This is a genomic window from Peribacillus sp. B-H-3, assembly GCF_048572925.1.
In the GTDB taxonomy this organism is placed as follows: domain Bacteria; phylum Bacillota; class Bacilli; order Bacillales; family DSM-1321; genus Peribacillus.
This window is the reverse complement of the sequence record NZ_CP183879.1, coordinates 3,430,152-3,455,399: the sequence shown is the minus strand read 5'-3', so window position 1 is coordinate 3,455,399 and position 25,248 is coordinate 3,430,152. Positions and strand designations below refer to the sequence as shown.

Genomic DNA, 25,248 nt, shown 5'->3' with positions numbered 1-25,248 from the left:
GAGGGATATGCAGTGATTCGAGATCGCGGAAAGATTAAATGGACATCAATGATGCTTCCGGAGCATGTGAAAATGCTTCGGGAGTGGGAAAAGGAGGATACCTACGAAGAACAGGCTGCCCTGGATGAGCAGCAGCTGGAAGAAATGAACATGGTGATGGGAGAAGCCATGGAAACCGGAAGGACGGTAACCATCACCCATTACGGCAAACACAGATATCAGCTTTTGATCGGCACCATACATTATTACAATGAACCCGGGCAAAAGCTGCATATAGTAGACCGGTTTCAGCAGACTCACATAATTGGGATCAGCCATATTGCAGATATAAGATTTACGGAAGAATGAGTTTACCGCTTAACAGGCAGTAAAACGAGAAGGTCAAAGATGGCTGCACGCAAAGCCCGATTGGCCAGCAGGACATCAGCGGGGAAAATGCCCTTTTGCTTCAAGAAAAAAGAATAAGACCGCCCGGAAAAGAGACAGTCTTAAAGGCCGATCAGGTTTCGGTTTTTACGCGCACACTGGACTGGAATTTCCCTTTGTGGGAAGCGTCGCAGAAGGGCATATTCTTTGAAAGCCCGCAGCGGCAGAGCGAAAAGACTGGTTTCGTTTCAATTACATTGCCTTCGCCGTCCAATAGCTCAATATCTCCTGTCACTTTCAGGGAGCCATTATCGTTTACTTTAATTTGAACCTTTGACAAATTTATCACCTCTTTTCATAATCGTACCGGCAATTGGCCTTTTTTACAATACAGGATGGAAAAATTGGTGCACATGCTTTTGCCGGCATGCTCAAATGTTTTGGCATGCAGACAATAGGAAATAAATAGTAGTGTAGGAGAAAAAACAAAATCAGACATAGCGGGTGATAATTGATGAAGGCGATTGTAATTGAACAATATGGCGGAAAAGAACAGCTGAAAGAGGCAGAGATGAAAAAGCCGGAAGCAGGAGAAAACGAGATCATCATTAAGCTTGAGGCGACCTCGATCAATCCGATTGACTGGAAGCTGCGTGAAGGCTATCTAAAGGAAATGCTTCCATTTGAATTTCCGATTATCCTTGGCTGGGATGCGGCAGGGACTGTCGATTCTATCGGATCGGGTGTAACAGATTTCAAGCCCGGGGACAGGGTATTTGCAAGGCCGGCTACAACAAACCGCGGAACATATGCGGAATATGTGGCCGTTGATGATATTCTTGCAGCGGAAATTCCGGATAATGTCAGCTTCGAAGAGGCAGCATCGATTCCGCTGGCCGGTTTGACAGCATACCAGGCATTATTTGATTTCGGGGAGGTAAAAGAAGGCGATAAGGTTCTGATCCATGCCGGGGCCGGTGGCGTTGGATCCCTTGCCATTCAGCTGGCAAAGAATGCAGGTGCCTATGTAGCAACTACAGCGGGAACCCAAAATGTGGAGTTCATGAAATCTCTTGGTGCGGATGAAGTGATTGATTATAAAAAACAGGATTTTGATAAAATCCTGCATGATTATGACTTTGTACTGGATTCCATGGGCGGAGAAATTCAGGAAAAAAGCTTTTCTGTTCTTAAAGAAGGAGGGAAAATGCCTTCCTTGGTCAGTGAGCCTGATAAAGAACTCGCTGAAAAGAAAAAAATCAAAGCGGCTTCCATATGGCTTAACCCTAACGGCCAGCAGCTAGAAGAATTGGCGAAACTGATGGAAGAAGGAAAGCTGAAAGCCATCATTGGCGAAACATTCCCATTGAGTGCAGAGGGTATCCGTAAAGCTCATGAGAAAAGCGAAAGCCATCATGCCAAAGGGAAGATTGTCATTAAAGCAAATTAATAAGCGGCAACAGTATAGAAAGATAGAAAATACGGCAAATGTTTAAGAGTGAAGAGAGGCCCTTTCATTAGATCGGGCCTTTTTTATATGCTGCAAGAACAATATGTAATGAAGATAATTTCTTACTGCGTACTTGCTATTTACCTTGACAGGAATACGATTAGTTTGCCGCATTGTACTTTTGCAGAGAATTAAATAAGTTTAGTAATATTAAAAAAGTTAATTTTGTTTTATTGATATTATTGTTATTTTTTGGAATGTGCATTATATTTATTTTGGTAATAAATTTCCAAAAATTATGAGTGTAATTATTGGAAGGAGATTTCATGAAGAAGGTTATTTCAATTTTATTTTTATTGATATTATTAACAGGCTGTATTGGACCTGGACTATCGGATTCTGAACATAAGATTACTGAAAAATATTGGCTGATTAAGAACGGCAGAAATAAATCTATCTTAGTTAAAAAAGTAAATAGTTCGGAATTTAAAGAATTTGAAATTCTAGTTCCCGATACTGTTATCTCAACAGCCGTACATAATGATTGCATTTTTGCTAAGCAGCAAAATTACAGTTTGGAAGAACATAAGCTGGATAAATTTCGAAACTACTATTGGATCATATCAATTTCTTCAGAACATGTTGTCGGACCTTTGAGCCTCAAAAAATTCACCTATATTTTAAATGATCTAGAGATAGGTTCTGAGGTTAAATGGGTAAATAATAATATGCTGTGAAATGTAAGAAACTGAAGATATACTTATATAATATATGATATGTCTGTGCTAGGAGGTGCATTATGAAGATTGAATGGACAGAGGCAGCCATGAAAAAGATCCAGGAAAAATTAAATGGAACAAAAGGACTTCTCAAGCTTAAATACGATACGGACGGCTGCGGCTGCGTGGTCAGCGGCGTTACGGCACTATGGCTCGTTGATGAAATTGATGAGGAAGACCTGAGAGTGGAAACAAGAATGGGAGATATTTATCTGGAAAGATCCAAAGTGATCTTTTTGGACGAAAGCATGAAAGTCGACTTTTCTCCTGAGGCAAATAGCTTTATGCTGAAAACATCAAATGAAATCCTTAACCCGCGGCTCGGCTTCTATAACCGTACTGCAGGAAAATAAAAGAAAGCGAAGGCTCCGGGGCAGGAACCTTCGCTTTTTTAATTAAGGCTTTTTTCTTAAAGTTTTGATGAGTTCTATGATGCGATCTCATATTAAATGAGGTTGATTGGAGCGAAAGGTGCGAGACTCCAGCGAAATTAGCGGGAAGGTGAGACCCCGCAGGCATTGCTGTGGAGGCTCACCGCCAGCCCCGCGGAAAGCGAGCATCCTGGAGCGGAAATCAACCCCCTGTTCCATAGGAAAACAGCCTTATTTAAAAACGAGTTCTTTTAAGAAATGGTCGATTGCTTCTTGGTATTCTTGGCTATTTTCGTTATAGGATTGGGCGTGTACTCCGTATGGCGCAAGGTAGAGCTGTTTAGGGCCTGTTTTTTCCTGGTACAGTTTTTTTGTCATGTCAGCGGGAATGAATGTATCCGGCAGGCTATGAATAAATAGGATTGGCTTTTTAATGTTTTTGATAACAGAAATCGGCGAAACCTCGCTTGTCCAGTAGCCGTCCCGGATTTTAATAAATGCCCTGCCAATGGGAAGAATCGTCCAGGGTGGAAGTTTGACTTCTTTTTTAATCTGATGCTTCAACTGGTCTTCGAAATCAGAAAAGGGGCAATCGGCAATATAAAAATCACAAGCATCCTCGAGCATACCGGCATACAGCAGCAGTGTGGCAGCGCCCATGGATTCTCCGTGGATTCCAATTGTGATGCCAGGTCCCTTCCGGCTTTTTAGTTCATCCACAACGGCTTTCAAATCGAATTTTTCATAATGGCCGTAGCTGCTCGTTTTGCCCCCGGATTCACCATGCCGCCGGTGGTCGTAAATAACCGCATTGAATCCGCGCTTAAGAAAGATGTTCATATATTTAATAGAATTTATTTTATTTTCAGTAACTCCATGAGAAATAATGATCCATTTGTCTGTTTTGTTCGGTTCTATGAACAGGCACTTTAAGCCGTAGCCAGACGGAGAAGTAATAGTGATTTCACTTTTTGGCAATTCAGCGAAACGCTTCATATCAAGCCGTTTTGCTGTAATCTCTCTGTTTTGGATAAAATCTTCTTCTTTTTTCTTCATATACATGATCCGATTGGAAAAATAAACGCCGGCACCCATCGTATAGACAGCCATGCCTGCAGCAGCAGCCCACCACTTTTTCATATTGACCTCCCAAAAGACATTGTTATTCCTTATTATAATACACGGCGCGTGCGGAGAGCCAACTCCAAAATGTCTGATATAACCAGCAGGGCAAGACATGATATAATATTTGTGAAGATGGTAAGGGGGTCATAAGAATGAAAAAGAAAACTTCTGGAAGAAACAATCAAAGAAAACCGGAAAGAGAGCAGGCCAATGATTCATTAAGGCTTGGTGATTTCATCAACGGTGATATTATGTCAAAGCTCCGTGAAAAACAAAAAGAGCTGGCAGATGAGGAAAGTGCGAAAAAAGAAGCAGAAGAAGCAAAAAAGAAGGAAGAACGCAGACTGCGCGAAAAAAACAAATCCTTCGAGGAGCTGCTTAATGAAAGCAGCACAGACTGGAAGAACTTTAAATAATGTAAAACGGGCAATGACTTGGAAAGAAGTCATTGCCCGTTTTACATGCAGGCTAGTTTGCTTTGATCTGCTACATATCCCGGTGTGCTTCATATTTGCTTGATTTGGTCAATTCTTTCAACAGGACAATTTCCTCTTCTGTAAGAGATTGTGCTCTGACTGCCCGGCAATTCTGCTGAAGCTGCTCAACCGAGCTGGCTCCGGGAATGACAGAGGCCACCGCTTTATGTGAAAGCACATACTGCAGGGCAGTTTCATTAAGGTTTCTGGAAGAAAGCTTTTCCTTAATGCCAGGCAAAATGTCTTTCAATTCTTCATAGCTGTAATCCAGATATCCATTCTCCTTGACGCTGCTGGAGGCCTTGTCAAGCATCTTATCACTCAGCAGGCCTTTTGCAACAGGGCCTCTGGCAATCATACTGATTCCGTTATCGATCAGCAGGTTCATCCATTCTTCTGGCCGCCGGTCAAGAAGGCTGTATTGCATCATAACAGAAGAAATAGAAGATTTCTCTGCGTATTGCTTAATGACATTCGGGCGGATGGAGGAAATTCCGTAGTGCCTGATAAGGCCTTCTGCTTTAAGCTCTTCAAAGGCTCCGATCACCCCGTCTATATCATCTTCCATCGTGCCGCCGTGAAGCTGGTAAAGATCAATATAGTCGGTGCCCAGCCGTTTAAGGCTGTCTTTTACGGCAGATTTGAGGTAACTTGGTGATGCATCCCAATGCCAGCTGTCTTTGGTTTCATTCCAGCGGTTGCCTGCCTTGGTGGCGATTACAACCTGATCCCGGACTCTCTTAAGTGCATGTCCGGCAATTTCTTCATTGGTGCCAAAATCATATAAATCCGCTGTATCAAAATAATTAATGCCTTCGTCAATTGCGGCAGAAATAATGGTTTCCGCCTGTTTTTTATCCGTGCCAAGCGACATGCAGCCGAGTCCAATTTCTGAAACAAGCAAATCGGAATTTCCCAATTTTCTCTTTCTCAATGCGCTCCACTCCTTTATATTACTTGCTGTTTATATTGTAAAGGAGCGGGATGACAATCACAAAGAATTCAATTTGGATGTGTATTCATTGACAAGGCTTGCTTCAGCTGGCCTGGCATGGACATTTTCAATCCAGTCTGTGACAAAAATATGCTGATTTTGCAATTCCTTCAGCTTGTGCCTGATTTCCCATGCTTTCCCGGCAAACACCACACTCTTATCAAATACATATATCTTCATAAAAACAACCTCCGCTGCTAGTATGGTAAAATGTATGAACAAACATGCATTATGTAGAACAAGGAGTGGGAATATGAATAAATTTGAAGAGAAAACACTATCAACTGACAAGATTTTTGAAGGAAAAGTAATTAAGCTTCAGGTGGATGAAGTCGAGTTGCCTGATGGAAAAACAAGCAAAAGGGAAATTATCAAGCATCCAGGAGCTGTCGCTGTTATAGCTGTAACAGAGGATAATAAAATTATTCTTGTCGAGCAATACCGCAAAGCGCTGGAACGCAGTATTGTGGAAATACCTGCAGGCAAGCTGGAAAAAGGGGAAGAGCCTAAATACTCTGCAGAAAGAGAATTAGAAGAAGAAACAGGGTATGAGTGCGAAAGAATGGAACTCATCAATTCTTTTTATACATCGCCAGGCTTTGCTGACGAACTTGTTCATGTATTTCTTGCCCATAACCTGAAAAAGAAAGAAAATGCTGCGCCGGCTGATGAAGATGAATTTGTCGAGCTTATTGAAGTTTCGCTTGAGGAAGCACAGGCATTTATCAAAGAAGGCAAAATCCGGGATGCCAAAACTGTTTTTGCCATTCAATATCTGCAATTGCAGCAGGCGCTGGCAAACTCTTGAATTCCTATTTTGCCGATCTGCATATCCACATCGGCAGGACAAGCAGCGGGAGGCCGGTGAAGATTACAGGTTCAAAGACGTTGACATTGCGGAATATTTTAAAGGTGGCAAGCGAAAGAAAGGGCTTGGATTTAATTGGCATCATTGACTGCCATTCGCCCGAAGTTATTGCGGAAATTGAGGAAATGACCGGTAATGGCGAACTCACAGAAGTGGACGGCGGCGGTCTTCAATACGGCAAGACAACCCTTATACCAGGATCTGAGATAGAAATTTATGATGCTAATTGCCATGGCCCGATCCATGTGCTGGCGTATTTTCCTTCCATGGAAGCAATGAAGCAATTTTCCGGATGGATGAGCGGGCATTTAAAGAACATCCATTTAAGCTCACAAAGAATGTATGCGGATGGTAAAACGCTTCAGAAAACGGTGAAAGACATGGGGGGATTATTTATTCCGGCACATGTTTTTACACCATTTAAAAGCTTATATGGCAAAGGGGTAAAACGCAGCCTGAGGGAAGTGTTTGATGAAGTGCTCATTGACGGGATAGAGCTTGGGCTCAGCTCGGATACAGATATGGCACAGGGCATTCCTGAGTTAAGCCAGTATGTGTTTCTTACCAATTCGGATGCGCATTCTTTAGGGAAGCTGGCAAGAGAGTACCAAAACTTTGAGCTCGAGCATCCGTCATTTCATGAATTGAAGCTTGCGCTAAGAGAAGAAAGCGGAAGAAGGGTATCCGCTAATTATGGACTCAACCCTGAACTTGGCAAATATCACGGAACAGTATGCGGAAAATGCTTCACGAGTGTTAAGCAGGATACCAAGGCCTGTCCGGTATGCGGAAGCAGGACGATCATTAAGGGCGTTTCGAACCGGATTGAAGAACTCTCTCAGCCCCTTGATTCCTTTAAGCAAAGAAAGAGGCCGCCATACATCCGCCAGGTGCCGCTCGACTTTATTCCAGGAGTGGGCCCAAGGACGATGGAAAAGCTCCTTTACGCATTTGGGACAGAAATGAATATTTTGCACAGTGCCGATTATGATAGCCTGAAGCTTGTGGTTCCAGAGAAAATTGCCGGTTACATTGATTTGGCACGGCAAGGGAAATTGAATTTCAATGCTGGGGGCGGAGGCAAATATGGAAGGATCATTCCTTCTTAGGTTGCAGTGTAACCAAATAAAGAGGGGAAGAGCAATTTGCTCTTTCCCTCTTCTTTATTTTTGGGTTTTGGCATACAGGCAAGTATCGCGCAGATTTTTCCCATCTGCCGTCAGGCCGTCATTTCGGAGAATCCCCTCAAGCGGATATCCCAGTTTTTCCGCAATGCGCCGGCTGCTGATATTGTTGGGATCACAGCGGATTTCCACTCTATTTGCACCATAGTAATCGAAAGCAAAGGCTGTAAGAGCTTCTGCTGCTTCTGTCATATACCCCTTTTTTCCATAGCGGGAATCAATCCAGTAGCCAATTTCGAATTTAGGCAGCTGCCAGTTAATCCTGTGCAGACCTGTTGAACCAATAAAAGCATGATCTTCCTTGCGGTAAATATGCAGCCGTATGTCCTCTTTTAAAAGGAATTGAGCATACGATTTAATGATGTTCTCCTCTGTTTCCTCCAAAGTCTGAAACCTGTTTGCAAAAGCAAGCCAGGGAGCAAGCTCCCTTAGGGATGAGGTGATTGCAGCATGCACAGCCTGTCCATCCCCAGGCTGGCATGGACGGATATAGAGCCTGTCCGTTTCTATTTTTTCTGGAAATTCCCGTAAAATAGCATTCATCTTTATCACCTCTTTCTTAATATTTAAAAAATTATATCACAGGAAGCTTGGTGAATCGTAAAAACGGAAAAATTCCGCCGGTCCCGCCTTCTCTCTTTATATCTGCAGCATGGCTTGTCATAAATGGCAGGGAAAAACATAGAATCTAGTAAGAGATAAATGGGAGGATGAAAGATGAAGAAGAGATCTGTCATACAAAACGCAGCAATTAAACATATTACTGAACATTCCTCATTATATGTATTTGTCACTGTACTGTTTTTGATGGGTGTAATATTTGGCGCCATCCTTGTAAATTCATTGAGCCCTGCCCAAAAGGATGATTTATTTTATTATCTCTCGCAATTCTTCGGCCAGGTTTCTCAGGGGAAGATTGCCGCTAACCAGGATATGTTCTTTCAAAGCCTGACACATAATATCAAATATATAGCAGTTATCTGGATATTGGGAATATCCGTGATAGGACTGCCTGTCATCTTGATTCTATTATTTTTAAAGGGTATGGTTGTGGGATTTACGGTCGGTTTCTTAGTGAACCAAATGGGCTGGAACGGATTTTTATTGTCATTTGTTTCGATATTGCCCCAAAACATATTCATCGTCCCGATTTTCATCATCATCGCTTCACTGGCCGTGTCCATCTCGATGAAGATGATACGGCGGATTTTCCTCAAGCAAATCAGGGATCCGCTAAAACCAATATTAACCCGCTATATTTTTTCACTAGCTTTTTCGATGTTCTTTCTGATTGCAGCAGGCATTCTTGAAGCCTATCTTTCACCGCCGCTTATGAAAAATGTGGTAAGCTTATTAAATAAGTGATCCGAAAAGTGTAAAAAGGAACAAATTTTTTCTGAGAACATGAAATGTATTTTGACACTTTTCCTTCATTTGATATAATAATATAGATAGCGGCGCGGGAGGGAAAAGTATGGAGAACAGAATTGAGAGAATAAAAAAGCAGTTGCACTCGTCCAGCTACAAATTGACGCCTCAGCGAGAAGCGACCGTCCGCGTTTTACTTGAACATGAAGAAGATCATTTAAGCGCCGAAGACGTTTACCTCCTGGTCAAAGAGAAATCGCCTGAAATTGGCTTGGCAACAGTATATCGGACACTTGAATTGCTGACTGAACTGAAAATAGTTGATAAAATTAATTTTGGCGACGGGGTATCCCGATACGACCTAAGGCAAGAAGGCGCAGCTCATTTCCACCACCATCTCGTATGCATTGAATGCGGTGCCGTGGATGAAATACAGGATGACTTGCTAGAAGATGTTGAAGCAATTGTGGAACGGGATTGGAACTTTAAGATAAAAGACCATAGATTGACGTTTCATGGCATATGCTACAGGTGCCAGTCGAAAAACGAAGACGAAGATGAAGATGAAACCAAATAATCACTACATAGCCTTTTCCTCCGGGAGAAGGTTTTTTATTATGAAATGTGCGTCCCGCTTAGCTGAAATAGACTGAGGCCCGAAGGAGGGGATCACAAAGACGCTGCCGCAGGACGCGGCGTCCTTAGTCTTTGATCTGCTAACAAGGCGCTTATGCTTTTTTATGTAATCCAGCTCCAGCGCCTAGCCCGCTGAGGCCTGCAGGATGCAGGTCATGAAGGCATTTCTGCAGGATGCAGAGGTTTTAGCCTTCGATCCTTGAAAGATGTTTTGTCCTCAGAAGGCAAAGAACGCCTTCCAAGGCCAAAACCCTATTTGCTGAGGCCCCCAGGATGGGGGTCACAAAGACGTTGCCGCAGGACGCGGCGTTCTTAGTCTTTGATCCGCTAACAAGGCGCTTGCGCTTTTTTATGTAATCTGGCTCCAGCGCCTAGCCTCTCGAGGTCATAAGTCACGCAAGAATTGATTACGCGCCTTATGCTGGTCGAGGCTGAACAGGCGCTTTCGCTTTTTTATGTATAAATCTTGTCCGTCTTGGCATAAATTGAAAGAAAAGGGCCTTGCGGCGGATGCTGGGTGACTGGTGCCGGCAGTTTTCGGGTGCTGCAGGGGCGGGATGGAGGAAAGGCATGAGGTCGTCATTATCACTGGTGCTGCACACAGCGAAGGTTATGGTTCTCTTTGTCAGCTTTACTGTTCTTTTTTATATAGGAATGGTATGGTTAAATCAGGAATATCAGGATTATCATCGTTATGACGAACCAAAGGGGGCAGCGATTAAGGTCACGAATGCCATGGAGCCTGAAAAGGAAACATGGGTGGATCGGCTGATGCTGTTCTATAAAAACGGGGAGTAATGTTAATGGAAGATCAGATAAGAGATTTTATGCATTTTTTGACTATTGAAAAAGGCCTGGCTAAAAACACGCTGGTATCATATGAACGTGATTTACGTTCGTACATGGCTTATGCTGTGAATGTAGAGGAAATGAAGTCCTGGAATGATGTGCGAAGAGTTCATATTATACATTTTTTAGCCCATTTGAAGGATTCCGGAAAATCCAGCAGGACACTTGCCCGGCATATTGCTTCGATTCGTTCCTTCCATCAGTTCCTGATCAGGGAAAAAGCAGCCGATCAGGATCCTTCCCTGCATTTAGAAACGCCCCAGCAGGAAAGGACACTGCCTAAAGTGCTGAGCATGGAGGAAGTTGAAGCACTTCTTGAAGCGCCTAAAATACTTGATGAATTTGGCCTGAGGGATAAAGCCATGCTGGAGCTGCTTTATGCAACAGGCATGAGGGTCAGCGAGCTAATAAATCTTGAAGTGAATGATGTGCATGCATCAATGGGATTTGTGCGCTGTGTAGGAAAAGGGAATAAAGAAAGAATCATTCCAATCGGGAAAACGGCTCTAGACGCAATAGAAGCCTATATGAATAAAGGCAGAAATAGGCTAGCGAGCAATAAGCATAGAGCTGACACCCTATTTTTGAACCATCACGGAAACACACTGACACGCCAGGGGTTTTGGAAAATATTAAAAAAGCTTGCGCGTGAAGCTCGCATAGAAAAAGAAATTACGCCGCACACTCTCCGCCATTCCTTCGCGACACATTTGCTCATGAATGGAGCGGATTTGCGGGCTGTGCAGGAGATGCTTGGCCATGCGGATATTTCCACCACACAAATTTACACACATGTAACAAATGTAAGGCTCAAAGAAGTTTATTCGAAATTTCATCCGAGAGCTTAACATATTGAGAGAATAGGATATTGATAGAGCGGGGGGGGCAAAAAAGCCGCTCTATTTTATCTTTCAAAAAGGCTCTTTTATTAAAGATTGTTGTTTTTTAATGAGTTCTGTGAGGCAATCTTATTGTTAAATCAGGTTGATTGGAGCGTAAGGTGCGAGACACCTGCTTAGATTAGCGGGAAGGTGAGACCCCGCAAGCGCAGCTGTAGATGCTCACCGCCCGCCCCGCGGAAAGCGAGCATCCTGGAGCGGAAATCACCCACTTGTTGAATAGCAGCAAAGTTTACGAAAAAAGCCTTCAAAAAAAATCAGCACCCAGTGAATTTTTTGTTTGAAGTTATCAAGGTAAATCGTTTACAATATAGAAGTCAGACTTCTGACATTAAAAACGGTTACATATAAATCAAGATTATAATCAAGCTTAACGGGTAAAATAAAAGAGATGAAAAAAAACCATTCCAGCCTGGAATACTAGTATGCCAAAATGAAGTACAACCAGGCTTATCCACAAAATAAGATGATCTGCTATTTTAGGAGGAATTCACATGAAAGAAGCTTCTGCATTTAAAAGGATTTTCGTTGTAGTAATGGATTCTGTGGGAATAGGTGAAGCACCCGATGCTGAGTTGTTTGGCGATAAGGGAGCAGATACCTTCGGCCATATTGCTGAGAAAATGAATGGATTAAACATGCCGAACCTCGGAAAAATGGGGCTGAGCAATATCCGCGAGATACAGGGCATCCAAAAAGCCGAACAGCCGATTGGCTATTATACTAAGATGAAAGAAGCATCAAGCGGGAAAGATACCATGACAGGACACTGGGAAATCATGGGCCTTAATATCAGCACTCCATTCCGTGTGTTTCCAAATGGATTCCCTGAATTGCTTATCAATGAGCTTGAAGCAAAAACAGGCCGCTCCATCATAGGAAATAAACCAGCGAGCGGAACAGAAATCCTGGATGAGCTTGGCGAAGATCATATGAAGACAGGTGCTTTGATTGTTTACACTTCTGCTGACTCTGTGCTGCAAATTGCTGCGCATGAAGAAGTTGTTCCTCTTGAAGAGCTTTATAAAATCTGTGAAATCGCACGCGAGGCCACATTAAAAGACGAATTCAAGGTCGGCCGTGTTATTGCAAGGCCGTTCACGGGAGAGCCGGGGAATTTCAAGAGAACTTCTAACCGCCATGATTATGCGCTAAAACCGTTTGATAGAACGGTCATGAATGAACTGAAGGATGCAGGCCTTGATGTAATCGCTATCGGAAAAATTTCTGACATCTTTGATGGCGAAGGGGTGACAGAGTCACTTAGAACGGTTTCAAATATGGATGGCATGGATAAATTGGTGCAGACACTTGAAATGGATTTCACAGGAATGAGCTTCTTGAACCTGGTAGATTTTGACGCACTGTTTGGCCACCGCCGCGATCCGATTGGATACGGCAAAGCGCTCGAAGAATTTGATGCCCGACTTCCTGAAGTGTTCGAGAAGCTGAAAGAAGATGATTTACTGCTCATCACAGCTGACCACGGTAACGACCCAGTTGCCCCGGGAACAGATCATACGCGTGAATATGTGCCATTGCTTGTTTATTCAAAAAGATTTACAAACGGCAAAGAGCTCGCTGTAAGGGACACCTTCGCTGACATTGGTGCTACAGTTGCAGCCAACTTTGATGTGAAAATGCCTGTTTACGGGAAAAGTATTTTAGGCGAAATTGAATAAGGGGAGTTTGGATGATGTTTGAACAAATAGAAAAAGCAGCCTCTTTTATTAAAAGCAAATGGGATGGCACGCCTGAAGTCGGCCTGATTCTTGGATCTGGCCTTGGCGTGCTTGCAGATGAAATTGAAAACGCGATTGCAATTCCTTATCAAGAAATCCCGGAGTTCCCTGTATCGACGGTTGCCGGGCATGCTGGCCAGCTGGTGCTTGGCGAGCTAAGCGGGAAAAAGGTCATTGCAATGCAGGGGAGATTTCATTTTTATGAAGGTTATTCCATGGAAAAGGTCACTTTCCCTGTACGTGTGATGAAGCTGCTGGGAGTAGAGAAACTAATCGTTACAAATGCTGCCGGCGGAGTGAATGAAAGCTACAAGCCAGGAGATTTAATGATTATATCCGATCATATTAACAACATGGGGACAAGTCCTCTTATTGGGGGAAATGATGAAAAATTCGGTCCCCGTTTCCCGGATATGTCCGAAGCCTACAGCAAGGATTTAAGAAAACTTGCAAGGGAGATCGCGGACTCACTTAATATCCGGATTCAGGAAGGCGTATATGTCGGTAATACTGGCCCTGCGTATGAAACACCTGCAGAAGTAAGGCTTGCAAGGGTCCTTGGGGGAGATGCAGTAGGAATGTCGACTGTACCGGAAGTAATCATTGCAAGCCATGCAAAGATGAAGGTGCTCGGCATTTCCTGCATCACCAATATGGCTGCAGGCATCCTGGATCAGCCGCTTTCTCATGAAGAAGTAATCGAGACGACTGAAGCAGTACGAAGCAGCTTTTTAAGCTTTGTAAAGGAAATTGTAAAAGCAATTTAAGTAAACATATATAGCATGAAAGACTAATCAGGGCTATAAATAAAAAAAAGTGGTGACTCAAATGAGAATGGTAGACTTAATAGAAAAAAAACGTGATGGCAAGGCACTGGCAACGGAAGAAATCAACTTCATCATTTCCGGATATACAGATGGCACAATTCCTGATTATCAAATGAGCGCATTATCCATGGCTATTTATTTTAAAGGAATGAGTGAAAAAGAACGCGCAGATCTTACAATGGCAATGGTGAACTCAGGCGATGTGATTGAACTGTCTGGAATCGAAGGCATCAAAGTTGACAAGCACTCAACAGGCGGAGTGGGCGATACCACTACATTGGTGCTTGGCCCGCTTGTTGCAGCTGTAGGAGTGCCGGTAGCAAAAATGTCTGGCCGCGGACTTGGTCATACGGGAGGCACAATTGATAAGCTTGAATCTGTTGAAGGCTTCCATGTAGAAATCGAAAATAAAGAATTCATTGACTTAGTCAATAAAAACAAGATTGCCGTAATCGGACAAAGCGGCAATCTGACTCCAGCGGATAAAAAACTGTATGCACTTAGGGATGTAACAGCAACTGTAGACAGCATCGCCTTGATTTCAAGCTCAATCATGAGCAAAAAAATCGCAGCAGGCGCGGATGCTATCGTTCTCGATGTTAAAACAGGAGCGGGAGCTTTCATGAAAACGCTGGAGGATTCTGAAACATTGGCTAAGGCTATGGTAAGCATCGGCAATAACGTAGGCAGAAATACAATGGCTGTTATTTCAGATATGAGCCAGCCTCTAGGATATGCAATCGGAAATGCTCTTGAAGTGAAGGAAGCAATCGATACGCTTAAAGGAGAAGGTCCTGAAGATTTAACAGAGCTTTCATTAACACTGGGAAGCCATATGGTTTATCTGGCTAAAAAAGCGGACTCCCTGGAAGCTGCAAGGAAAATGCTTCAAAAAGCAATGGAAGATGGATCTGCTCTTCATTCTTTCAAGGTCTTCCTTGAAGCACAGGGCGGGGATGCATCTGTTGTCGATAATCCAGAAAGATTGCCTCAGGCAAAGTATACCTTCGAACTTGAAGCAAAAGAAGATGGCTATGTTTCTGAAATCGTAGCAGATGAAGTTGGGACGGCAGCAATGCTTCTTGGTGCAGGCCGTGCAACGAAGGAATCTGTTATTGATCTGGCTGTCGGTCTTGTTCTTCGCAAGAAAATTGGTGATGAAGTGAAAAAAGGCGAATCTTTAGTGACGATCTACAGCAATTTTGAAGATGTTGCAGCAGTAAAGGAAAAGCTGTATGAAAACATTACGGTTTCAAGCGGAAAAGTAGAGAAACCTGTGCTTATTCATAAAGAAATCACAGAATAACAATAGTATGTAAAGCTGGCTGGAACACAATCATGTGTTTCAGCCAGCTTTTTTTGTGTTTTATTTTCATCTTTCCTTCTCTCGACTGAATAAAATTGGAACACTTGGAAAAAATGGTTGGTATTAAGATTGGAGGGTTTGGAGATGAAGCGAATTCTTTCTCTGAGTATGACAATATTACTGGCAGCAAGTTTGATAGCACCAACTGCCTTAGCGGCTAAAAAAGAAGGAAATCAGCTGGCCGAAAATGCAAGCTCAGCTATATTGATTGAAAGAGACACAGGTGCAGTTTTATATCAAAAAAATTCTGATCAAAAGCTTCCGCCGGCGAGCATGACCAAAATCATGACGATGCTTTTAATCATGGATGCGGTAGACAAGGGAGAATTAAAGCTTAACGAAAAAATCCGTACAAGTGAATACGCAGCATCTATGGGAGGATCTCAGATTTTTCTTGAGCCTGGAGAAGAAATGACTACTGAACAAATGCTCCGCGGTATTTCAATCGGATCAGCCAATGATGCTTCCGTAGCAGTTGCCGAGAGGCTGGCAGGGTCAGAGGAAGCCTTCGTTAAAAAGATGAACGAAAAAGCAAAAGAGCTTGGCCTGAAAAATACAAGATTCCAAAATGCAACAGGACTGCCGGTCAAGAATCATTATAGTACCGCACATGATATGTCGATTATGGCCAAGGAATTATTAAAGTATGACTTAATAACAAAGTTCACAGGCACCTATGAGTCTTTTCTCAGAGAAGGGACAGATAAGAAATTCTGGCTGGTTAATACGAACCGCCTTGTGAAGTTCTATCCTGGTGTTGACGGATTGAAAACAGGATTTACAAATGAAGCGAAATATTGCTTGACGGCAACAGCTAAAAAAGGGAACATGCGGGTGATCGCGGTCATTTTTGGTGCGCCATCTCCTAAAGAACGCAATGCCCAGATTACAAAGATGCTGGATTACGCATTTTCACAATACACCACACATCCAATTTATAAAAGAGATATAAAGCTTGGTGAATCGAGCATAAGCAAGGGCAGCCGAAAAACCGTTACAGGAGTAACCAGTGAGCCTATTTCCGTTTTGACGAAAAAAGGAAGCTCTGCCAAGGACTTCACTCAGAAAATCACCATGAAAAAACAGCTGAAAGCTCCGATTGAACGCGGCGATCAAATTGGGACCCTTAAGATTATGAAGGATAATAAAGTCATTGTGACATCCCCGATTGTTGCACGCGAAAATGTGAAAAAAGCTAATTGGTGGGAACTGTATAAAAGGGCCTTTGGCATGTTTTCACAAACAAAGTAGCGAGTTTTGTCAGAATTGGACTACTTTAGACGAATGGACGCAAGTTTTGCTTTAAGGAAGGATAATGGCAGGATAAACTAGAATTTCACTTCTTATAACAGATTAAGGAGGGCTGTATAAGTGAGTCTTGTCATTAACATGGAAGCGAAAAACCATATATTATGTATTCGTCTAAAAGGAGAGTTAGATCATCATACAGCAGAAAAACTGAAGAACCAGGCAGAGGCGGCAATTGCCAAGCATTCCATTAAGCATATCATTTTAAATCTTGAAGAACTGAGCTTTATGGACAGCTCAGGGCTTGGCGTAATTCTGGGAAGGTATAACCAGGTTAAGCATAATGGCGGCGAAATGGTAGTTTGCGCAATCTCTCCTTCTGTAAAGCGGTTGTTTGATATGTCAGGTTTGTTTAAAATAATTAAGCTTGAACTATCCGAAGAAAACGCTTTGCAAAGATTGGGGGTTGCGTAAAATGAAAAACAATATGGAAATTAAGTTTAGTGCATTAAGCCAAAATGAATCATTTGCGCGTGTCACGGTTGCTGCATTCATTGCACAGCTTGATCCGACTATGGATGAATTGACAGAAATCAAAACGGTGGTTTCAGAGGCAGTGACAAATAGCATCATCCACGGCTATGAAAATGATCCGGAGGGAATTGTCTATATCTCATGCATAATTGAAGGAGATACGGTAGAACTGACAATCCGTGATGAAGGTCTAGGGATAACGAATGTAGATGAAGCAATACAGCCGCTCTATACGACAAAGCCTGAACTTGAACGGTCAGGAATGGGCTTTACCATTATGGAAAACTTCATGGATGAAATGCGCGTTATTTCCCATGAAGGCGAAGGAACCATCATTCGATTAAAAAAGCACTTAACTAAAAGCAAAGCATTGTGCAATTGAGGGAGATTTGCATATGGATGTGGAGGTTAAAAACAAAAAGAGCCAGGTCCATTTAAAAGATGATGAATTGCGGAGATTAATCCGGGACAGCCAGAATGGGGACCAGGCAGCTAGGGACAAAATTGTCCAAAGCAATTTAAGGTTAGTATGGTCTGTTGTGCAGCGTTTCATGAACAGGGGATATGAACCAGATGATCTATATCAGATCGGGTGTATTGGCCTTTTAAAATCCGTCGATAAATTTGATCTGTCATTTGAAGTCAAGTTTTCCACCTATGCAGTTCCCATGATCATTGGAGAAATACAGCGTTTTATCCGTGATGATGGCACTGTCAAAGTAAGCCGTTCCCTAAAAGAGATGGCCAACAAAATACGCAGATCAAAGGAAGACCTGTCCAAAACCTACGGCAGGGTGCCGACGGTCAATGAATTGGCGGAACATTTAGAGCTGTCGCCTGAAGAAATTATCATGGCCCAGGAAGCAAGCAGGAGCCCTTCCTCCATTCATGAAACGGTGTATGAAAATGATGGAGACCCCATTACCCTCCTTGATCAGATTGCCGATACTTCAGGGAACAAATGGTTTGATAAGATTGCGCTGAAAGAAGCCATTCAGGAATTGGATGAACGCGAACGCCTCATTGTGTATTTGCGCTATTATAAAGACCAGACACAATCTGAAGTAGCCGTGCGCCTTGGCATATCACAGGTACAGGTATCAAGGCTCGAAAAGAAAATCCTGCAGCAAATGAAAGACCACATGAATCAATGATTCATGTGGTTTTTTACTGTTTTTGAAGGCATACTAGGAATATTGTACAGCAACCATCGGCAAAGGTTCCCTTTTTCTCAAGGATGGTTACTGACCTGGCTCCTGCTTTCCATAACAATAAATATTGAGTGCTGCTGCCAGTTAAAGCGGTAACGATTTTAAAAAAAGCCTATTTTTGTATTTTTGGATAAGTAATTTACTCTGTTTTTAAAATATAGGTTGAAATCAGGCTCAAAAACGAATATTATAGTAAATGTTGTTTAATTTATTCGTTTTTTTGACGATGTGGAGGTTTTACTTAACATGCTGGAAAAATATTTCTCCTTAAAGAAAAACGGCACTTCAGTGCGTACAGAGATAATGGCAGGGCTAACGACCTTTTTAACAATGGTATATATCGTAATAGTGAATCCGGCCATTCTTCATTCTATAGGAGTTCCGTTTGAACAGGTATTCATGGCTACTGTTATTTCAGCCGTTATCGGTACTCTGATTATGGGGATCTTCGCTAAATATCCGATTGCCATCGCGCCCGGTATGGGTCTCAATGCTTACTTCGCAAGTGTCGTAGGCTCGCATGGACTTTCTTATCAAACCGTTTTCGGCACGGTGTTTCTTGCCGGCCTTATATTTCTTTTATTAAGCGTAACGAAGCTTCGCGAAATGATCATCATTGCCATTCCAAGTTCTCTTAAATACGGAATCACAGCCGGCATTGGTTTATTTATTGCGTTTCTTGGTTTAAAAGACAGCAAGATTGTTGTCCCGAATAAGGCAACAATGGTTGCACTTGGGGACTTTAGCGATCCTATCACGCTTCTCTCCCTTGCAGGATTATTCATCACACTCATACTTATAGTGAGAAATGTGAAGGGCGCCATGTTTTTCGGTATGCTGATAACCGCCATTTTGGGGTATATTTTTGATCTTCTGCATATCAATGGTGTAGTATCCGCGCCTCCTACTCCTGTATTTTTTGATGTTGACCTTGGCGGGGTGTTTACCCATAATTTATATGCTGTAGTATTTGCCTTTTTGCTTGTAACGATTTTCGATACAACTGGAACACTCATAGGTGTGACAGAGCAGGCAGGGTTAATGAAGGACGGACAAATACCAAGAGCCAAAATGGCGTTTCTCGGTGATGCGTTTGCCACAACGATCGGTTCATTATTCGGGACAAGTCCTTCGACTGCCTATGTTGAATCAAGCACAGGTGTTGCCGCAGGCGGAAGAACAGGTTTCACGGCTATTATCGTGGCAATTCTTTTTGCATTATCCATCTTTTTCTCGCCGATTATTTCTGCCATTTCATCACTTCCATCCATTACAGCGCCTGTATTAATTATCGTCGGCTGCCTGATGATGGAGGGACTTGCAAAAATAGACTGGAAAACATTTGACGAAGCTTTTCCGGCATTTTCCATTATCCTTGTCATGCCGCTGACTTCAAGCATCTCAACGGGTATTGCTGTCGGGTTCATCACATACCCGCTATTGAAGCTTGTAACAGGGAAAATTAGAAAGGTTCACCCGCTGATCATGATTTTCGGCGTGGTATTCCTGATTCAAATGATCTTCTTCCCTGCACATTAAAAAAAGCGCAAGCGCCTGTTCAGCCTCGACCAGCATAAGACGCACAAGAATAGAAGGCGCTATTTGCCTTCAATTCTTGTGTGACTTATGACCCCGAGAGGCTAGGCGCTGGAGCTGGATTAATAAAAAAGCGCAAGCGCCTGTTCAGCGGATCAAAGACTAAAAACGCCGCGTCCTGCGGCAACGTCTTTGTGACCCCCATCCTGGGGGCCTCAGCATAAGACGCACAAGAATAGAAGGCGCTGTTTGCTTTCAATTCTTGTGTGACTTATGACCTCGGGAGCTAGGCGCTGAAAAAATCAAACGTATATACGTTTAAAAGCATGCCTTTGCCGAGGCATGCTTTTTTTTGCATGTGATGATTCACAAATCACTTTTAGCAATATATGGACTTTACCATTACCATGCATATAGCCATGCTGCTTAACCATACTAAAAAATAAAGTAATGTTGTACAGGGTGTGAGATTAGTGGATATCGTGTATGTAAGAATGCGCAACCGCATCCAGGTTTTTCAGGGGCAGGAAATTCTGGTTAAAGACACAGCAAAATTAATCGGGCCCGAAAATGTTGTAAGGAATCTGGAACAAATTCTCCTTAAAAAGGCGGAGATAGCTGATCAGAACATCATCGTTATTGATCTTGTACATATGATTGGGATCATTACAAAAAATGACCCTTCCATTGAAATCCAAAATATCGGCCCAGCCCAGACCATAGTGGAAGTCATTATTAAGAAAAAAGAGGTTTCCATTATAGCCTTCTCTGCTGTCTGGCTTCTCTTATTTATTGGAGCGGCTATTACAATTATGAATTTTCACGAAGACGTAAGCATGAGAGCGGTACACCAGCATCTGTATAAGATGATAACAGGAAAAAATGAAGCAAAGCCATTGCTGATCCAAATCCCTTACAGTTTCGGGCTCGGAATCGGCATGATCCTGTTTTTTAATCACTTTTTCAGAAAGAGGTTCAATGAAGAGCCAAGCCCCCTTGAAGTGGAAATGTTTAATTACCAGCAGGATTTAGATCAATATGTGATCATGAATGAAAATGAAGAAAGCACCAGGAATCTTGATGACAGGTAAAATTGTGGTCAGCCTATTTGTCGGACTTGCCGCGGGTTTTTCAGTCGGAGCAGGATATGTGGCCTTCTTAACGGTTCTTGGGGTCATCCCCAGATTGACTCAGCTTACAAAAACGATGAAGATGATACATTTTTATGAAGCAGCTGTCGTGGCTGGAGTGCTTGCAGGCGGATGGATGAGCCTTCATGATTATACCTTATGGCTGAGCCGGTTTATTTTAGTGCCGATTGGGCTTGCAGATGGAATTTTCAATGGAATGCTTGCTGCAGCACTGACAGAGGTTTTAAATGTTTTTCCCATCCTTGCAAAAAGAATTGGGATTCAGGAAAAAATTATTTATCTGATGATGGCCATCGTTCTTGGCAAGGTGGCTGGTTCATTATTTCAGTGGATTGTATTTGTTGACTTATAGTGTTCGGCAATGCCTTGCATGCAAGATATCCGGAAAGATTCTTAAACTGAAAGGGACATTCTAATGGCAAACAAAAGGAAGGTCATTTTAATTACAGATGGAGATGAATATGCCAGGAGAGCTGTGGAGCTTGCTGCCATTGAAGTAGGAGGGCGCTGCATTTCCCTTTCGCATGGCAACCCGTCTCACCTTTCAGGCCCGGATGCTGTCAGGCTAATAAAAAAAGCGGCGAATGACCCTGTCCTTGTCATGTTCGACGACAGCGGCCTCGTCGGGGAAGGTCCGGGGGAAACATGCATGCGCTATGTTGCTTCCCATTCCGATATAGAAGTGCTTGGGATTATTGCGGTTGCTTCAAAAACAAGACGCGAGGAATGGACACGGGTGGACGTTTGTATTGATAGGGACGGAAACCTCACTCCAAATGGCGTAGATAAATTTGGGGCAATGGAATATGAGACCGGAATCATTGCAGGAGATACTGTTTATTGCATTGATCAGCTGAATGCCCCCATCGTGGTTGGTATAGGCGACATAGGGAAAATGGCAAAAAAAGACGACTACCGTATTGGATCGCCGATAACCCTGCTAGCAGTTCAAATCATCTTGGAAAGGAGCGGTTATATTGGTGTCCGAGAAAAAGAAAATCATCCCGATTCCTGAAAAGGTTTCGGAAGCTGAACAATATATGAAAGATCACGTTGGGCTTGGCAAAAGCTTTGATCTTGGTGTAAGGAAATTTATCGTACTCAATAAAGAAATACAGCTGTACTATGTAAATGGGCTTTGTGATACCCGGTTTATTATAGAGATACTCGAGGTACTAGTCGGGCTGAATGACCGGGAACGGAATACATCTAAGGTATTTGAAATCGTAAAGAACAGGATTGTCAATCAGTCTGTAGCGGAAATTGAAAACATGGAGGAATTAATCTTCCAGGTTCTTTCCGGTTTAATCGTTATATTGGTGGATGGAAGCTCAAAGGGCCTTGTTGTTGATGTCAGGAGCTATCCAGGCAGACAGCCGATGGAGCCTGATACTGAAAAGGTTATCCGCGGCTCGCGTGACGGATATGTAGAAAACATTATCCTGAACACGGCATTGACAAGACGGAGAATCCGGGATGAAAGACTCCGGCTGGAAATGCACCATGTCGGCGAACGTTCCAGGACGGATATTTCAATCGGCTATATCGAAGGACTGGCTGATCCGGACCTTGTGGATGTGATCCGGAAGGAAATAGACAGCATAAAAATAGACGGAATTACCATGGCAGATAAAACGATAGAAGAGTTCATCGTCAAACAGGGCTACAATCCATATCCGCTGATCAGGTATACAGAAAGAGCGGATGTAGCGGCCGCCCATCTTTTGGAGGGACATGTCATCATTATTGTGGATACGTCTCCAAGTGTGATCATTGCCCCAACTACCATGTTCCATCACATGCAGCATGCTGAAGAATACAGGCAATCTCCTGCGGTAGGGACTTTAGTTAGATGGGTCCGCTTTATCGGCATCATTGCCTCACTGTTTCTTTTGCCGCTTTGGTTCGTTTTTGTGCAGGAGCCTTCACTGCTTCCTGACCAGCTTGGCTTCATAGGTCCCAATAAGCATACCCATATCCCCATCATCGTCCAGATTTTTTTGGCGGATATAGGAATAGAATTCTTGAGGATGGCTGCCATTCATACACCGACTCCTCTATCGACTGCAATGGGATTGATTGCAGCAGTTCTAATCGGGCAAATTGCCATCAGTGTAGGATTATTTGTGCCGGAAGTTATTTTATATGTTTCCATTGCAGCAATTGGAACGTTTCTGACACCTAGTCTGGAATTAGGTGTAGCCAATAAAATCTCGCGGCTGTTCCTGCTGGTTCTTGTGGCCATCTTCCATGTAGGTGGATTTGTTGTAGGCTTTACTATACTCCTGCTGCTTCTTGTAAGAGTAAAAGCGCTAAGCACTCCCTATTTATGGCCATTTATCCCGTTTCGTCCTAAAGCCTTAACGCATATTTTATTAAGAAGACCGGTTCCTGGCTCTACAATACGGCCGAGCATCGTTCACCCTGGAGATAAATACAGACAGCCCAAATCCTGAATTTGGTTGATGTTGTGAGAAAGTTATGATACTTTATTTTAATAAGACAAAGCGTTAAAATACTAAAAATACATGAACACAGCATGAGCCGTTTCTAAATAGCGTTATGCGGACATAATGCAAACAGCTATAGCAGGCAAAGCAGGCAGTGCGGCAATATTATATTCCGGTGCAAGCTTTGCCTGTATAAGTTTGATTTGTTCAACTAAAATGAGTGGCGGATGAAAACCCCCATTTATAGAAGTTTGACAATATGCCTGCCCCTGCTGTTTGTCATATAAAGAGAGGCTCCTGATTGTAAGGAAGGGGAGAGGGGAACATGCAATTGAATGGAACGGGAAGTGTGAATGATAGAGGGCATCTTGAAATAGGCGGAGTGGATACAATAGAACTTGCAGAGAAATTTGGCACACCGCTATATGTATATGATGTTGCTATGATCCGTGAAAGAGCAAGAGGTTTTAAGCGGACGTTTGAGAAGCTTGGAATCAGTGCTCAGGTAGCCTATGCAAGCAAAGCGTTTTCTTCCATAGCGATGATACAGCTGGCAGAAGAAGAGGGCCTGTCGCTGGATGTGGTATCTGCCGGTGAATTATATACAGCCATAAAAGCAGATTTTCCTGCTGAAAGAATTCATTTTCATGGAAATAATAAAAGTGAAGATGAGCTGAACATGGCACTGAACCATAAAATTGGCTGTATTGTTGTTGATAATTTTTCTGAATTGGAGCTGCTCGAGGAAATCTGCAGAACTAAAAAACAAAAAATCGACATACTTCTCCGTGTTACTCCAGGGATTGAGGCACATACGCACGACTATATCCTTACAGGCCAGGAAGATTCTAAATTCGGTTTCGACTTGCTGAACGGACAGGCACAAAAGGCGCTAATCCAGGCTATGGAAAGCAGTTGGATCAATGTTCTTGGACTGCATTGCCATATTGGCTCGCAAATCTTCGAAACAACCGGTTTTATATTGGCTGCAAGAAAAATAATCGGCCAGCTGAAAATCTGGCATAAAACACTGAACTTCCATCCGAATGTATTGAATCTGGGCGGCGGATTTGGCATCCGCTATACGGATGAAGATGAACCGCTTCCTGCTTCTCAATATGTAGAGGCGATCGTGAATGAAGTTCAGGCAGAGTTAGATGGCTCAGGGATCATCATGCCGGAAATCTGGATTGAGCCGGGCCGTTCGCTTGTTGGGGATGCCGGAATTACACTTTATAAAGTCGGCTCTGAAAAAGAGGTGCCGAATGTGAGAAAATACCTGGCAGTAGACGGAGGCATGAGCGACAATATCCGTCCTGCTCTTTATGATGCAAAGTATGATGCCGTTTTGGCCAACAGGCCTCTTGATAAGGTGGAGGAAACCGTTTCGATAGCAGGAAAATGCTGTGAAAGCGGAGATATGCTGATTTGGGACCTTCCCCTGCCAAAAGCAGGGCGCGGTGATGTATTGGCCGTATTTTGCACAGGAGCTTACGGATATTCGATGTCGAATAACTACAATCGTATTCCGAGGCCTGCCGTCGTATTTGCGGAAAAAGGCGAAGCACGGCTGGTAGTGAAAAGGGAAACCTTCGAAGATCTTATACGCTTGGACCTTACACTGCATGAAAAAGTGAAAAATTAAGTGAATAACCGAAAAAGGGGTTACAGAATGTGAACATTCTGTAACCCCTTTTTGATTTGGAGTGGTCTGAGTCCCTATTTGGCTCGAATCATTGTGTAATTAGAACCAATTATCCATTTTACTGGAAAATACTAAACCCGATTCTTTCAGAAAAAGTAAATTAATGATCATTT

At 42.9% G+C, this 25,248-nt stretch carries 29 protein-coding genes; 24 read left to right on the top strand and 5 right to left on the bottom strand.

The genetic code is table 11. From position 1 onward, the window contains the following. Positions 1-12 precede the first annotated feature (12 nt). A complete protein-coding gene (locus ACN6MY_RS17195) occupies positions 13-348 on the top strand; it encodes a YolD-like family protein (protein WP_419881279.1) in 336 nt (111 codons plus the stop codon). A gap of 151 nt (positions 349-499) precedes the next feature. On the opposite strand, the gene ACN6MY_RS17190 is transcribed toward ACN6MY_RS17195, so the two are convergent. After that, positions 500-715: a CDGSH iron-sulfur domain-containing protein gene (locus ACN6MY_RS17190; protein ID WP_419881278.1), complete on the bottom strand. Its 216-nt coding sequence runs from the start codon at positions 713-715 to the stop codon at positions 500-502. A gap of 165 nt (positions 716-880) precedes the next feature. On the opposite strand from ACN6MY_RS17190, the gene ACN6MY_RS17185 reads away from it, so the two are divergent. From ACN6MY_RS17185 to ACN6MY_RS17175, 3 genes are all read left to right on the top strand, one after another. Beyond that, positions 881-1,816: an NADP-dependent oxidoreductase gene (locus tag ACN6MY_RS17185; protein ID WP_419881277.1), complete on the top strand. Its 936-nt coding sequence runs from the start codon at positions 881-883 to the stop codon at positions 1,814-1,816. Positions 1,817-2,142: 326 nt separating this feature from the next. Then, positions 2,143-2,553, top strand: coding sequence for a DUF3997 domain-containing protein (locus tag ACN6MY_RS17180; RefSeq protein ID WP_419881276.1), 411 nt, complete (start codon positions 2,143-2,145; stop codon positions 2,551-2,553). Between the two features lie 62 nt (positions 2,554-2,615). After that, positions 2,616-2,948 (top strand): iron-sulfur cluster biosynthesis family protein, encoded by a 333-nt coding sequence (locus tag ACN6MY_RS17175; protein WP_419881275.1) that lies wholly within the window; start codon positions 2,616-2,618, stop codon positions 2,946-2,948. Between the two features lie 249 nt (positions 2,949-3,197). On the opposite strand, the gene ACN6MY_RS17170 is transcribed toward ACN6MY_RS17175, so the two are convergent. Continuing rightward, positions 3,198-4,106: an alpha/beta hydrolase gene (locus ACN6MY_RS17170; protein WP_419881274.1), complete on the bottom strand. Its 909-nt coding sequence runs from the start codon at positions 4,104-4,106 to the stop codon at positions 3,198-3,200. Positions 4,107-4,243: 137 nt separating this feature from the next. On the opposite strand from ACN6MY_RS17170, the gene ACN6MY_RS17165 reads away from it, so the two are divergent. After that, positions 4,244-4,507 (top strand): YqkE family protein, encoded by a 264-nt coding sequence (locus tag ACN6MY_RS17165; RefSeq protein WP_419881273.1) that lies wholly within the window; start codon positions 4,244-4,246, stop codon positions 4,505-4,507. 70 nt (positions 4,508-4,577) lie between these two features. On the opposite strand, the gene ACN6MY_RS17160 is transcribed toward ACN6MY_RS17165, so the two are convergent. Together ACN6MY_RS17160 and mciZ are read right to left on the bottom strand one after the other, a co-directional pair. After that, positions 4,578-5,501 carry an aldo/keto reductase gene (locus ACN6MY_RS17160; RefSeq protein WP_419881272.1) on the bottom strand — a complete coding sequence of 308 codons (924 nt, stop codon included), beginning with the start codon at positions 5,499-5,501 and terminating at the stop codon, positions 4,578-4,580. Positions 5,502-5,558: 57 nt separating this feature from the next. Further along, positions 5,559-5,741 (bottom strand): Z-ring formation inhibitor MciZ, encoded by a 183-nt coding sequence (mciZ, locus tag ACN6MY_RS17155; RefSeq protein WP_419881271.1) that lies wholly within the window; start codon positions 5,739-5,741, stop codon positions 5,559-5,561. Positions 5,742-5,814: 73 nt separating this feature from the next. Between mciZ and ACN6MY_RS17150 the strand changes: the two genes are divergently transcribed. After that, positions 5,815-6,369 carry an NUDIX hydrolase gene (locus ACN6MY_RS17150; protein ID WP_090989271.1) on the top strand — a complete coding sequence of 185 codons (555 nt, stop codon included), beginning with the start codon at positions 5,815-5,817 and terminating at the stop codon, positions 6,367-6,369. Then, on the top strand, positions 6,366-7,538 hold the full coding sequence (locus ACN6MY_RS17145; protein ID WP_419881270.1) for an endonuclease Q family protein: 1,173 nt from the start codon (positions 6,366-6,368) through the stop codon (positions 7,536-7,538). Before ACN6MY_RS17150 ends, ACN6MY_RS17145 begins: the two co-directional genes overlap by 4 nt. A 54-nt stretch (positions 7,539-7,592) precedes the next feature. On the opposite strand, the gene ACN6MY_RS17140 is transcribed toward ACN6MY_RS17145, so the two are convergent. After that, positions 7,593-8,156, bottom strand: coding sequence for a GNAT family N-acetyltransferase (locus tag ACN6MY_RS17140; protein ID WP_419881269.1), 564 nt, complete (start codon positions 8,154-8,156; stop codon positions 7,593-7,595). Positions 8,157-8,330: 174 nt separating this feature from the next. On the opposite strand from ACN6MY_RS17140, the gene spoIIM reads away from it, so the two are divergent. From spoIIM to lysA, 17 genes are all read left to right on the top strand, one after another. After that, positions 8,331-8,978 (top strand): stage II sporulation protein M, encoded by a 648-nt coding sequence (spoIIM, locus tag ACN6MY_RS17135; RefSeq protein ID WP_419881268.1) that lies wholly within the window; start codon positions 8,331-8,333, stop codon positions 8,976-8,978. A gap of 109 nt (positions 8,979-9,087) precedes the next feature. Then, positions 9,088-9,558, top strand: coding sequence for a Fur family transcriptional regulator (locus tag ACN6MY_RS17130; protein WP_071350418.1), 471 nt, complete (start codon positions 9,088-9,090; stop codon positions 9,556-9,558). A 629-nt stretch (positions 9,559-10,187) separates the two neighbouring features. Next, positions 10,188-10,415, top strand: a complete 228-nt coding sequence (locus ACN6MY_RS17125; RefSeq protein ID WP_090989276.1) for a YqzK family protein — start codon at positions 10,188-10,190, stop codon at positions 10,413-10,415. A gap of 5 nt (positions 10,416-10,420) precedes the next feature. Then, positions 10,421-11,314, top strand: coding sequence for a site-specific tyrosine recombinase XerD (gene xerD / locus ACN6MY_RS17120; protein ID WP_419881267.1), 894 nt, complete (start codon positions 10,421-10,423; stop codon positions 11,312-11,314). 545 nt (positions 11,315-11,859) lie between these two features. Next, entirely contained in the window at positions 11,860-13,047 is a 1,188-nt protein-coding gene (deoB, locus tag ACN6MY_RS17115; protein WP_419881266.1) for a phosphopentomutase, read from the top strand. A gap of 11 nt (positions 13,048-13,058) precedes the next feature. Continuing rightward, on the top strand, positions 13,059-13,874 hold the full coding sequence (locus ACN6MY_RS17110; protein ID WP_419881265.1) for a purine-nucleoside phosphorylase: 816 nt from the start codon (positions 13,059-13,061) through the stop codon (positions 13,872-13,874). 61 nt (positions 13,875-13,935) lie between these two features. Further along, positions 13,936-15,240, top strand: coding sequence for a pyrimidine-nucleoside phosphorylase (locus ACN6MY_RS17105; protein ID WP_419881264.1), 1,305 nt, complete (start codon positions 13,936-13,938; stop codon positions 15,238-15,240). A 144-nt stretch (positions 15,241-15,384) separates the two neighbouring features. Continuing rightward, complete coding sequence (locus ACN6MY_RS17100; protein ID WP_419881263.1) at positions 15,385-16,551, top strand: D-alanyl-D-alanine carboxypeptidase family protein; 1,167 nt, start codon at positions 15,385-15,387, stop codon at positions 16,549-16,551. Between the two features lie 120 nt (positions 16,552-16,671). Continuing rightward, complete coding sequence (spoIIAA, locus tag ACN6MY_RS17095; protein WP_071350409.1) at positions 16,672-17,022, top strand: anti-sigma F factor antagonist; 351 nt, start codon at positions 16,672-16,674, stop codon at positions 17,020-17,022. Position 17,023: 1 nt separating this feature from the next. Beyond that, complete coding sequence (gene spoIIAB / locus ACN6MY_RS17090; protein ID WP_419881262.1) at positions 17,024-17,464, top strand: anti-sigma F factor; 441 nt, start codon at positions 17,024-17,026, stop codon at positions 17,462-17,464. A gap of 13 nt (positions 17,465-17,477) precedes the next feature. Continuing rightward, on the top strand, positions 17,478-18,236 hold the full coding sequence (sigF, locus tag ACN6MY_RS17085; RefSeq protein WP_419881261.1) for an RNA polymerase sporulation sigma factor SigF: 759 nt from the start codon (positions 17,478-17,480) through the stop codon (positions 18,234-18,236). Positions 18,237-18,539: 303 nt separating this feature from the next. Further along, positions 18,540-19,832 carry an NCS2 family permease gene (locus ACN6MY_RS17080; RefSeq protein WP_419881260.1) on the top strand — a complete coding sequence of 431 codons (1,293 nt, stop codon included), beginning with the start codon at positions 18,540-18,542 and terminating at the stop codon, positions 19,830-19,832. Positions 19,833-20,323: 491 nt separating this feature from the next. Next, positions 20,324-20,920 carry a stage V sporulation protein AA gene (locus ACN6MY_RS17075; RefSeq protein ID WP_419884199.1) on the top strand — a complete coding sequence of 199 codons (597 nt, stop codon included), beginning with the start codon at positions 20,324-20,326 and terminating at the stop codon, positions 20,918-20,920. Beyond that, positions 20,910-21,332 carry a stage V sporulation protein AB gene (locus ACN6MY_RS17070; protein ID WP_419881259.1) on the top strand — a complete coding sequence of 141 codons (423 nt, stop codon included), beginning with the start codon at positions 20,910-20,912 and terminating at the stop codon, positions 21,330-21,332. The genes ACN6MY_RS17075 and ACN6MY_RS17070 overlap by 11 nt, the downstream gene beginning before the upstream one ends. 63 nt (positions 21,333-21,395) lie before the next feature. Further along, positions 21,396-21,995: a stage V sporulation protein AE gene (locus ACN6MY_RS17065; RefSeq protein WP_419881258.1), complete on the top strand. Its 600-nt coding sequence runs from the start codon at positions 21,396-21,398 to the stop codon at positions 21,993-21,995. Further along, the gene (locus ACN6MY_RS17060; protein ID WP_419881257.1) at positions 21,958-23,436 is read left to right on the top strand and encodes a spore germination protein; all 1,479 of its coding nucleotides are present in this window, start codon (positions 21,958-21,960) and stop codon (positions 23,434-23,436) included. The genes ACN6MY_RS17065 and ACN6MY_RS17060 overlap by 38 nt, the downstream gene beginning before the upstream one ends. Before the next feature lie 319 nt (positions 23,437-23,755). Beyond that, entirely contained in the window at positions 23,756-25,075 is a 1,320-nt protein-coding gene (lysA, locus tag ACN6MY_RS17055) for a diaminopimelate decarboxylase (protein WP_419881256.1), read from the top strand. The last annotated feature ends 173 nt before the right edge of the window (positions 25,076-25,248 follow it).

Coding starts and splice junctions, on each gene's coding strand:
- ACN6MY_RS17075 (WP_419884199.1), top strand. CDS start 20,324: ATGCGCAACCGCATCCAGGTTTTTCAGGGGCAGGAAATTCTGGTTAAA.
- ACN6MY_RS17130 (WP_071350418.1), top strand. CDS start 9,088: ATGGAGAACAGAATTGAGAGAATAAAAAAGCAGTTGCACTCGTCCAGC.
- ACN6MY_RS17065 (WP_419881258.1), top strand. CDS start 21,396: ATGGCAAACAAAAGGAAGGTCATTTTAATTACAGATGGAGATGAATAT.
- spoIIAB (WP_419881262.1), top strand. CDS start 17,024: ATGAAAAACAATATGGAAATTAAGTTTAGTGCATTAAGCCAAAATGAA.
- mciZ (WP_419881271.1), bottom strand. CDS start 5,741: ATGAAGATATATGTATTTGATAAGAGTGTGGTGTTTGCCGGGAAAGCA.
- ACN6MY_RS17140 (WP_419881269.1), bottom strand. CDS start 8,156: ATGAATGCTATTTTACGGGAATTTCCAGAAAAAATAGAAACGGACAGG.
- ACN6MY_RS17150 (WP_090989271.1), top strand. CDS start 5,815: ATGAATAAATTTGAAGAGAAAACACTATCAACTGACAAGATTTTTGAA.
- ACN6MY_RS17170 (WP_419881274.1), bottom strand. CDS start 4,106: ATGAAAAAGTGGTGGGCTGCTGCTGCAGGCATGGCTGTCTATACGATG.
- ACN6MY_RS17080 (WP_419881260.1), top strand. CDS start 18,540: ATGCTGGAAAAATATTTCTCCTTAAAGAAAAACGGCACTTCAGTGCGT.
- ACN6MY_RS17185 (WP_419881277.1), top strand. CDS start 881: ATGAAGGCGATTGTAATTGAACAATATGGCGGAAAAGAACAGCTGAAA.
- ACN6MY_RS17100 (WP_419881263.1), top strand. CDS start 15,385: ATGAAGCGAATTCTTTCTCTGAGTATGACAATATTACTGGCAGCAAGT.
- ACN6MY_RS17105 (WP_419881264.1), top strand. CDS start 13,936: ATGAGAATGGTAGACTTAATAGAAAAAAAACGTGATGGCAAGGCACTG.
- spoIIM (WP_419881268.1), top strand. CDS start 8,331: ATGAAGAAGAGATCTGTCATACAAAACGCAGCAATTAAACATATTACT.
- ACN6MY_RS17175 (WP_419881275.1), top strand. CDS start 2,616: ATGAAGATTGAATGGACAGAGGCAGCCATGAAAAAGATCCAGGAAAAA.
- sigF (WP_419881261.1), top strand. CDS start 17,478: ATGGATGTGGAGGTTAAAAACAAAAAGAGCCAGGTCCATTTAAAAGAT.
- ACN6MY_RS17070 (WP_419881259.1), top strand. CDS start 20,910: ATGACAGGTAAAATTGTGGTCAGCCTATTTGTCGGACTTGCCGCGGGT.
- ACN6MY_RS17110 (WP_419881265.1), top strand. CDS start 13,059: ATGATGTTTGAACAAATAGAAAAAGCAGCCTCTTTTATTAAAAGCAAA.
- ACN6MY_RS17125 (WP_090989276.1), top strand. CDS start 10,188: ATGAGGTCGTCATTATCACTGGTGCTGCACACAGCGAAGGTTATGGTT.
- deoB (WP_419881266.1), top strand. CDS start 11,860: ATGAAAGAAGCTTCTGCATTTAAAAGGATTTTCGTTGTAGTAATGGAT.
- xerD (WP_419881267.1), top strand. CDS start 10,421: ATGGAAGATCAGATAAGAGATTTTATGCATTTTTTGACTATTGAAAAA.
- lysA (WP_419881256.1), top strand. CDS start 23,756: ATGCAATTGAATGGAACGGGAAGTGTGAATGATAGAGGGCATCTTGAA.
- ACN6MY_RS17165 (WP_419881273.1), top strand. CDS start 4,244: ATGAAAAAGAAAACTTCTGGAAGAAACAATCAAAGAAAACCGGAAAGA.
- ACN6MY_RS17180 (WP_419881276.1), top strand. CDS start 2,143: ATGAAGAAGGTTATTTCAATTTTATTTTTATTGATATTATTAACAGGC.